Below are 9,404 nucleotides of genomic sequence, written 5' to 3'. Positions count from 1 at the left end.
ACTAGCATTGACGCCATCATAACACGCAGAACATAACCACTGGGTGGGTCAGTTCTCGGTGACAATGCCGGGTCAAATCTCAGTGGCAATCAACACCCATATGGGTTGCGCAGCAGGGCAAGCGTGCTGTCGATGCCCTTTGCGGATGGAATGCTGGACATCGATTATTTCCCCGTAACGTTTTCTTCTCGGTGGTTACGTTCGGGCTTGTTCTGCGCCGAGCGGAAGCTGTCCCAGAACAGCAGGACTGCACCGCAGAAAATCGCCACATCCGCAAGATTGAAGGACGGCCAGTGGTATGTTCCGTAATGGAAATCCAGAAAGTCTGGGACGGCCCGATAACGCAGCCGGTCGAGGACATTGCCGAGCGCGCCGCCGATGATCAGACCGAGAGCGGCAGCCGTCAGCCTGTCCGGCGCGCGCCACAACCAGATCAGCAGCCATGCCACGATCACGCCAGCAAGCGCGATGAGACCCCACCAAGGCACGATCCCGCCCAGCATACCGAAGCTGACTCCGTCGTTCAGAACCCGCACGAGATTGAGAAAGGGTAGAACCTCGACGCCGCGCTCAAGCGCCGGTGTGTTCAGCGCAAGCGCCTTGGTACCCTGATCGAGGCCGAACGCCGCGATCGCGCAGAGCCCGCCCAGAACGCGGCTGTTCATGCCGCTGCCTTCAGATCGGCCCGCGCATCGCGGATGATTGCCCAAGACGAGTGCAGGAACAGTCCGGCGATGCCGAAGGCGACGATGAGGTCCGGCCAGGCGCTGCCCAGCCACGCCACGAGACCGGCGGCAACGACAACCGCCGCATTGCCGATGGCGTCGTTGCGCGAGAATAGCCAGACGGCCCGCATGTTCGCGTCGCCCTTGCGGAACCGCAGCAGCGGCAGAACGGAGATGACGTTGACGACAAGGGCGATCATGCCAAGCAGGCCCATTAGACCTGCATCCGGCGTCGTCCGTTCGAAGACTCGCACGATGGTCGTGCCGAGGACGCCAAGGCCGAGCAGGCCGAGGAAGATGCCTTGGATCAAGGCCGACCGTGCCCGCCAGGCGAGGCTCCAGCCGATGGCCAGCAGGCCAAGGAAGGTGATCGCGCCGTCGCCGATGAAATCGAGCGCATCGGCCTTCACGGCCTGCGATCCGGAAATGAAACCGCCGATCATTTCGAGGACCCCGTATCCCACGTTCAGGATCACGACGATCCAGAGGGCACGGCGGTAGGCCGGGTCCTGATGGGCGGGATTCGGCGGAATGTCTTCATCGCCCTCGATCCGGTCGAAGCCATAGCCTGTCACCGCGACTGCCTTTTCGATGTCCGGCAGGCGCACTTCGGGTGCAGTCAGTGTCATGATGTGCGTCGCGGCCGACACTTTCACATCGCCGGGCGCGACCCCGGCTGCCTGTGCCGCCCGCTCGATCTGCGCGGCATCCTTGGCGCAATCCATACCGGAAACCCGGTAACGGACGGGCGGGACATCTGCCGTCGATCCGGCATTTTCGGTGTTGGCCATGGTCGCGCTATTCCTGCTAGGATGAATCGAAGAACAACATATCAGCGAGGAGTGATATGGCGCAATTGGTCGATGACCGCAAGAGCGCAACCATCGAGCGACGGGCGAAGCTGTTCCGCGGCTTCGCGGACCCGAGCCGCCTGGCCATCCTCGGTGCACTTTGCAACGAGCCATTGGCCGTTCACGAGATCGTCGAGCGGACCGAACTATCGCAACCCAACGTCTCCAACCATCTGAGGTGCCTGCTGGACTGCGGGCTTGTCGCCAGCGACCGCGAAGGGCGCTTCATCCGTTACCGTATCAGCAACCCGCGCATCACGGTCCTTCTGAACGATGTGGACGCACTTCTCGACGTGGTCGCAAAGGGTGTTGAGGCGTGTGACAATTATCGTGAGGCGTGAGTCAGAACGGACGGCCGGTCGACTCGGCGCAGATCGGTTGGAAAGATGTTGTCCGTGTGCAGGGTCCGACCGGAATCCTGCTGAGGTTCGACAAGCTGGCTTCGGAAGAGACACCATTCATGTATCACTGCCACATCCTCGAACACGAGGATGCGGGCATGATGGGGCAGTTTACGGTCACATAACAGGACCCCACCCGCTCGACACCGGGCGTCGTCAAGAGCTTACGTCTTCTTGCGGCGTTCTATCAGGTGCCGGTGTCGCCTTGTTGAAACGCATTACGGAGTATGTCTAGACCCGAACGGAGAACACCTCGCTAAGCTGCGGGTCCGCCGAAGCGGCCGTCCAGTCGCTCGGCAGCATTCGTCAAAAACGGCTCGATGCGGTCATGCGGCGGTGCGGCAGGCCGTGTGACCATCCTGGCAGAGCGACATGGCACGCCCGGCCCACTGCTGCCGTTCAGTCCTCGGCCGATCGCCGCGGTGCAGCTTCACCAGACCGGCCATTCGTCCATCGCGCAGCATTTTGGGAGGATGAAGGTCGGCAGGGCGGGACGAACTTGCCATTCGCCGCTCACGGCGAGATACCTTGCCAGAGCAAGGGATATGGAGAAAGACGATGCCTCAGGCGGTGAACTTGGCGGCAAAGCTCGCGACATTCGATGAAAAATGGTCACCGCGCACGGTCGCAACCTTCAACGGTCATGACGTCATGGTGGTGAAGGTAGAGGGAGAGTTCAGATGGCATTCGCATGCAGACACAGATGACTTCTTCCTTGTTCTTTCAGGTGAAATCGACATCCAGCTCAGGGACGGGTCCGTCACTTTGAAAGGAGGAGAGATGTTTGTGGTCCCTAAAGGTGTCGAACATTGTCCATTCGCCCGTAAGGAAGCGCATCTTTTGCTCATTGAGCCAACCGGAACCCCTAACACTGGGGATGCCGGGACTGCCGCAGAGCGTAAAGTCATCTGATCGACCGTCGGATAAGGGCTCGAACCGGTCATGCGGCGGCGCGGCCTGCTGGAGCCCGGGTGAGCGAGCCGCCCGGCAGAGACGGCCCGAACCTGCCGTTCGCCTGTGCCACCAACGCCGTGGCGCGGCTTCCCCAAACCGGCCATCTGTGGCACCGCGCAGCATAGTCCAGAGCCCCAAGGTCGGCAGTGCGGGACCTTGCTGCCTTTCGCCGCGATACTTGCATAGTCTGCTTTCGGCCGAAGCCTGATATCAAGGTTCAAGTGCGCAAGCGGCGATTTTTGGCGTCGCCGCAGTACGCATATTTATGGGTTTATTGACTACATACCAACCGTATGGTATGTTTCGGATATGCCAAGACCAACCAAGCAATCCCCCGAGCGCGGTGATGCGCGTACACGCCTTCTGGAAGGCGCGCGCGACGTGATCCGCCGCAAGGGGTTCGCCGCAACCTCAGTCGATGATCTCTGCCAGTCGGCCGGTGTCACGAAGGGTGCGTTCTTCTATCACTTCAATACCAAGGACGCGCTTGGCGTGGCGGTAGCGAATTTCTGGGCCGAGACAACCAGCGCACTCTTTGCCAGCGCGCCCTATCATGAGCCGGACGATCCGCTGGACCGGGTTCTGGCCTATCTCGATTTCCGCAAAGGCCTCATCGACGGTGAGACGTTTGAATACACCTGCCTCGTCGGCACCATGACGCAGGAGGTGCATGATAGCGCGCCCGCGATCCGGGATGCCTGCGCCGCCAGCATCTTCGGCCATGCCGCCACGCTGGAGACCGACATCGAAGCGGCGCGCAAGCAGCATAATATCGACGCTGACTGGACTGCCGAGAGCCTTGCCCGCCACACGCAGGCGGTTCTTCAGGGTGGATTCATCCTCGCCAAGGCCACCGGAGACCCTGACCTCGCCCGTGAAAGTGTTGATCACCTCATCCGCTATGTGCGCGGCCTGTTCGGAGTGGGGCCAAATACATCTGAAACCAACTACGAGAAATCATCATGACCGACCAGCAAATCACCCCGGAAAAGATCGTTGCCGCCTTCGAATTAACTGCCGCGAAGGAGCCAGCGCATGGGTAAGGCAACACAGATCGGATGTGCCTGTGGCCAGACCTGCCTTGAAGTCGAGGGGAGGCCCATCGCAAGCGTCGAATGCTGCTGCAACTCCTGCCGCGAGGCGGCGGGAAAGATGCAGGGCCTTGAGGGCGCACCCCGGACCTTGACCGATCACGGCACGACGCCCTTCGTCATGTATCGCAAGGATCGCGTGCGTTTTCTTGTGGGGGCCGCTAACTTGGCCGGGTTCCGCCTGTCGCCCGAGGCCCCCAGCACGCGGGTGATCGCCACCTGCTGCAACACGCCTGTCTATCTGGAGTTCAAAGGCGGACACTGGCTGAGTCTCTACAGTGGACTTTGGCCATCCGGCACAAAGCCTGAGCCCACGATGCGCACGATGGCCTCCGATCTCCCGGAAGGTGCCACGCTGCCAGACGACATTCCCAACGCCAAGAAGCAGAGCCTCGGCTTCTTCGCAAAGCTCTTCGGGGCCTGGGTCGCAATGGGGTTCCGTAACCAGAAAACGCCAAACCCGGGAGAGATCAATGTCTGACGCCGACGAGAAAATCGAGATCGAGAGCATCACGTCACCGCATCACGTTCAACGAGTGAATAAGGCGAAGTTCATCGCCATGCGCGATGCTTTGCTTCCGGTGCTGCCGTCCGAGGCGCCCGGTATGTCCGTCGCAGAGGCTAAGGCCGCGCTGTTGCCGAACCTGTCACAGGAATTGTTTCCGGGCGGCGAGAAGGCCGGGTGGTGGCTGAAGGCGGTGCAGCTCGACCTCGAAGCGAAAGGCGTGATCGAGCGCAGCGGCAAGGGAGCGGTCCGGCTCTTCAGGACAGGGAAATCGACATAACACGATTGGTCAATGTACCCGATCGATAGAGATGGCGGCGGTACCATAGCTGACATTGACGCAACGCGCAGCATTCGTAAAGGAGGGCTCGAAGCGGACATGCGGCGGTGCGGCATGCACCTCGCCCTGGCACGCCAAGCCTGCGGACGGTGACGGCCCTAAGCCGACCGTCGGCGGCGAACCCTGCGCTGCGCCGCAACATCCCATCACCGGCCGTTCGCGAGGTTACCGACGCAGCAAGTAAGCTCCACCAGACCGGCCCTTCGTCGAACCTACATAATTTTGCGGATGAGGATGGGGCAGGTGCAATCTCACGCTTACAATCACCTCTAACGCGAAGTAGGCTGGAAGAAAACTTCGGAGCGCCTCTGAGCAGCTATGCCATTTACCTTTCAAAAAGCCGACCTTTCACCAACCTGCAACTTCTCGCAATGGGCGCTTATTGACGAAGGCCGGCTAGTCCGCACTTTGGCATGGCTCTACCTACGTAAGCCAAAACATGCAGCTCAAATAATCAATCAATTAGAACCAAGCAAAGCTGGTTTTCCGGGGAAAGTGTTCGAGAATGCGATATCTCTTCTTTCCATAAGGCTCTCAGACATTGCGTCAAACCTTTCAAGCACAGACCCGGAAGAGAAGAAAACGGCCAACAACAAGAAAAACAAGCGGATCGAGCAACGCGACGGGTTGCTCTTTCAGCATCTTTCGTGGGTTGCAGCATCTATCGACATGCCAACCGCGCTCGCTACACCACCTCATGTTCGCAGGGCAGACAAGGGTTTTGACGGCCTGCTCGTGAGTATCGAAGATGCATATGGTGCAATTTCGAGAGTGGTGCTTTGCGAAGACAAAGCTTCAATCAATCCTAAGAACCTTGTTCAGGGAAGTGTTTGGACCGAAATCGACGGCATCGTTAAAGGTGACAAGGACTTGGAACTCCTAGATGCTATCACTGCTATTTTGAGAGAACAATCAGACCTGGAAGGCGACAAGCAGGAGGAGCTACTTGAAGCACTGATATACGAGCAGACAAGAGCATTTAGAGTTGCGGTGACAGTCATGCCAGCGAACGCGGACGCAGGCGGCTACCAACATATATTTAAAGATTTTGAAAAACACGCTTTCGGCGCGGACACTGTACGGCTAGCAGAAATCCTACCATCCGATAATACCCGAGCATTTTTGAAAGCTCTGGCGAGGAAGGTGAGAAGAGAAATAAAGAGGATCGCCGAAAATGTTTGATCCGGTAACCGAAGAACTAATCGCAGGATCGCCGGACCTAAAAAAATTAAATGCGTCGGAACTCGTCGAGTTACTCACATCCGCCAGCGTAGAAATAGCGACCGCGCGGCTTCTAGCAGACAACTTAGAGACGCTGCCGGACGAACTGATTGCCGTCAGGTCGAAGATGAGTCGATTGGCAGATGTTTTTGAGGCTCAAGTTGCTTTGGGCGTGAATCCGGAACGCTTGCGATCAATTGCATTCGTTGCGGGATCTGCACGTCAAATCGTTGATCGATTAGATGGGCTAATTCTGACTGAAGAGCGCCAAAGCCTTCTTAGTGAGGATTGCATCGGGCCTGATATCGCTTCCTCCTTGCTTTTTCTGGCTTCTGAACGGTTTTCCGATGCGGCGGAGGTCGGTCGCAGCATTAGAGCGACTGGTGAAGAAAATGCACTTAGGCGACTGCTGATCCTGACGCTCGGCCGTCTTGCACGGGGGCAACATGAAGACATCTCCAACACGGAAATCGAACAGGTAGATGCTAGTTCGGAAACAAGTGAGGCACTTGCCACCGACCTGCTTTACAGGGAAATTCTTCGGTCACTTATTACGTTTTCGAAATTCTCAGTAGGACATTTGGAACTTGTGGCTCTTGAAGACGTACACTCTACTCTTCAACGAGTTATATCTCTAGCTGGGCCTTTGTCAGAGAGTTTGGAAGGCGTGGCTGACACTCCGATTGTCGCGTTGACCACTTTTCCCGGACCGCACCATCTCGCTTCCCTATTGCGCATTGCCCTCGGAGCTGTGGCTGACAATCTATTGGTGAGCATTCCGACCCCGAATGGCACTGATCACGGAGCTTGGCGTGACTGGATAATCCGGGAGGCCAAGAGATGGCCTCTAATCTGGGAGAACCACAAAGCTGCTATTGCAACTGGTTTCTTAGATGCGGGCTCGTCCATGATCATGACCACGCCAACTGGCACAGGTAAATCTACTCTATCTGGCTTGAAGATTGCCGCGACGTTGGCGTCAGGAAAAACCGTCCTGTATCTGGCACCGACCCATGCGCTCGTCTCACAAGTAGAGTTTGATCTTAATGAACGTCTCTCAGAGCTAGCTGTAGCCCAAAGCCTTGACGAGCTTACATTGGACGAGACAGTGGAAAGACTGCCCGACATTGCTGTCATGACGCCTGAGAAGTGTTTTGCTCTTCTGACCTTCGCACCCCATCTTTTTCAAAACGTTGGTCTGTTGGTATTCGATGAATTTCACCTGATGAGCGCCGCCATCGATCCTACTTCTCCCAGCGGCATTCGAGCTGACCGGAGAAGCATCGACGCTATGCTTTGCTTTTTGCAATTCGGTCAGATCAATGAGAGTTCCGATTATTTGCTTCTGTCTGCGATGATCTCTAATGGATCAGAGCTGAAGGACTGGCTCGAAAACCGAACTGGTCGTCCCTTCGTGGCCTTTGACTATGAGTGGAAGCCGACACGCCAGCTCCGCGGATGTGTAGTGTATTCACACACCGACCTGAGCAATTTCACTACGCAATTGAACAATGGCGTCAACCCAGACGTGTTGGCCATTCCCTACGGCTTGTTCTCACTAGATTCGAACTGGCTACCACAGCCCGACAGTTCGAGTGCCCTAAAGCCCCTTTCGGATTCCCCGATGCCGCTAGGCGTTGGGGGCCCCAACAATACCGGATACCGCTGGCTTACCTCGAACCGCAACGAGGTGGCCGCAGAACTGGCGGTCAAGCTTGCGCAGCATGGCATCAAGGTTCTTGTATTCTGTGAAAGCATCAACTTCACAATATCAACGGCCAACAAGATTAACGCTCGGTTCTCTGCTATCGAACCGACACTTACGGCTGATCAGTCCGTTTTGAGGGAAACTGCGATTGAGGAGATCGGGAAAGTAGAATCCATCTATGACGCAGGGAGCAAAATTGCGGCGGTCCACCATGGTGAGCTTCTTCCTTACGAGCGTCGACTTGTTGAGGGATTGTTTCGGTCCAAAGAAAGCGGCCTAAACGTACTTGTTGCGACATCCACACTTGCGCAGGGGCTAAACCTTCCCTGTGATGCCGTAATTCTTGCCGGGACCGACCGACTAGACCCCGAGACTGAAAAACGAAAAAACATGCAAGAGCATGAAATTCTGAATGCATTGGGGCGCGCAGGCCGCGCTGGTCATGCTTCTACGGGTTTAGCTCTAGTTGTCCCCAGCAATCCGGTTCCTTGCGATTTGAACACTTACGTGCCCCGAGAGGCCGTAGTCACCAGTATGGTTCTCTCGTCCAAAGACAGATGTGTTCCCCTTATTGATCCGCTTTGCACATTGCTTGACGAAATAGAGGTAGAGGCCACCGGGCGTCCCGTCGCTGAGTACCTCGCGCGAAAACTCACTGTATCATTGAAGCCAAACGAGGAGGGAACAACTCCTTTTCAGCTACTTACTTCTCGGTCTTTTGGATACTTCCAGAAGCGGTCTGCCGACGCCGCAAACGCTGATGCATGGCTGAATGGTCGCAGACAGAAACTTGAACAAGTGCTGTCTGACGCCGAACCAGAAACTCCTGCTACATGGCAAGAGGCGCTCGCCGCAAAAACGGGGGCGAGCCTTAAGTTTGTCCGCAAGCTCGAAAGTGCGCTTCCTTCAGCACCATGGCCATCAGTTCAGGCTATAGATTGGGCGATATGGGTATTGGATCAGTTCGACCCCAAGGAGGAAGACTTTGACGCATTCTTCAGGCCCGAGGGCTTGGAGAAGATATTTGCGAGAGCATACAAGAACCAGAAGGACAAAGTGGCAAAGCGAACTGTGGCACTCGCTGGCATTCGAGAGCTCCTGTCAGACTGGTTTGACCAGAAGACTCTATTGGAACTGGATGCAACAGTATTGGGTTTCATTGTGAAAAATGAAGCCCCGGTCAAGATACCCACCAAGTCCGACGGGATGGCGAAGTTCGCGAGGCGCTTTTCGAACCGCTTTGCGTCCGAGATTAGCTTCGTTATGAGTGCGTTAGCGCAGTTGGTAACAGAAATTGAACTTGCCACTGGCACGGACCTTGCGCCGATGCCGGGCTTCCTACCACAACTCGTTCGTTTCGGCTTTCCAACACCCTATCACTTTGCGGTTAGCCGAGAGCTATCCACGTCAGCGCGCATCGAAGTGCAGAAGCAGTACGAAGGTATCTCAAAGTACATCGAGCATGACCCTTCTGACGATTGGGACGCCGTGCGAACAAAAGTAACGAACGCGATGGCCGTATCGCTCTTTGAAGATATTAACGAAGATGATCTTAAGGCCCTGGAAGAGCTGCTCAAGAAGGATAGCGACTCTGAGTGAGACGCTCGA

10 protein-coding genes are annotated in these 9,404 nt (G+C 56.5%); 8 read left to right on the top strand and 2 right to left on the bottom strand.

Features of this window, described 5'->3' with window-relative positions; all coding sequences use genetic code 11:
- Window positions 1–164: 164 nt before the first annotated feature.
- Window positions 165–665 (bottom strand): signal peptidase II, encoded by a 501-nt coding sequence (gene lspA, locus DFP89_RS17780; protein ID WP_072298298.1) that lies wholly within the window; start codon window positions 663–665, stop codon window positions 165–167.
- Window positions 662–1,516: a cation efflux transmembrane domain-containing protein gene (locus tag DFP89_RS17775; protein ID WP_036708216.1), complete on the bottom strand. Its 855-nt coding sequence runs from the start codon at window positions 1,514–1,516 to the stop codon at window positions 662–664. The genes lspA and DFP89_RS17775 overlap by 4 nt, the downstream gene beginning before the upstream one ends.
- Window positions 1,517–1,572: 56 nt before the next feature.
- On the opposite strand from DFP89_RS17775, the gene DFP89_RS17770 reads away from it, so the two are divergent.
- The 8 genes from DFP89_RS17770 to DFP89_RS17735 all read left to right on the top strand — a co-directional run bounded on the left by DFP89_RS17770 (window position 1,573) and on the right by DFP89_RS17735 (window position 9,395).
- Window positions 1,573–1,917 (top strand): ArsR/SmtB family transcription factor, encoded by a 345-nt coding sequence (locus DFP89_RS17770; RefSeq protein ID WP_035746440.1) that lies wholly within the window; start codon window positions 1,573–1,575, stop codon window positions 1,915–1,917.
- Window positions 1,914–2,102 carry a multicopper oxidase domain-containing protein gene (locus DFP89_RS17765; RefSeq protein ID WP_035746442.1) on the top strand — a complete coding sequence of 63 codons (189 nt, stop codon included), beginning with the start codon at window positions 1,914–1,916 and terminating at the stop codon, window positions 2,100–2,102. Before DFP89_RS17770 ends, DFP89_RS17765 begins: the two co-directional genes overlap by 4 nt.
- A gap of 433 nt (window positions 2,103–2,535) precedes the next feature.
- Window positions 2,536–2,889 (top strand): cupin domain-containing protein, encoded by a 354-nt coding sequence (locus DFP89_RS17760; RefSeq protein ID WP_114350713.1) that lies wholly within the window; start codon window positions 2,536–2,538, stop codon window positions 2,887–2,889.
- Window positions 2,890–3,240: 351 nt separating this feature from the next.
- A complete protein-coding gene (locus DFP89_RS17755) occupies window positions 3,241–3,897 on the top strand; it encodes a TetR/AcrR family transcriptional regulator (protein ID WP_114350712.1) in 657 nt (218 codons plus the stop codon).
- Between the two features lie 69 nt (window positions 3,898–3,966).
- Window positions 3,967–4,503 carry a GFA family protein gene (locus DFP89_RS17750; protein WP_114350711.1) on the top strand — a complete coding sequence of 179 codons (537 nt, stop codon included), beginning with the start codon at window positions 3,967–3,969 and terminating at the stop codon, window positions 4,501–4,503.
- Window positions 4,496–4,807 (top strand): DUF6958 family protein, encoded by a 312-nt coding sequence (locus tag DFP89_RS17745; protein WP_114350710.1) that lies wholly within the window; start codon window positions 4,496–4,498, stop codon window positions 4,805–4,807. Before DFP89_RS17750 ends, DFP89_RS17745 begins: the two co-directional genes overlap by 8 nt.
- Window positions 4,808–5,185: 378 nt before the next feature.
- Entirely contained in the window at window positions 5,186–6,049 is an 864-nt protein-coding gene (locus tag DFP89_RS17740) for a hypothetical protein (RefSeq protein ID WP_147273351.1), read from the top strand.
- Window positions 6,042–9,395 (top strand): DEAD/DEAH box helicase, encoded by a 3,354-nt coding sequence (locus DFP89_RS17735; protein ID WP_114350708.1) that lies wholly within the window; start codon window positions 6,042–6,044, stop codon window positions 9,393–9,395. The genes DFP89_RS17740 and DFP89_RS17735 overlap by 8 nt, the downstream gene beginning before the upstream one ends.
- Window positions 9,396–9,404 lie beyond the last annotated feature (9 nt).

This window comes from Paracoccus lutimaris (assembly GCF_003337565.1).
GTDB classification, from domain to species: domain Bacteria; phylum Pseudomonadota; class Alphaproteobacteria; order Rhodobacterales; family Rhodobacteraceae; genus Paracoccus; species Paracoccus lutimaris.
This window is presented reverse-complemented; position numbering and strand designations above follow the sequence as displayed.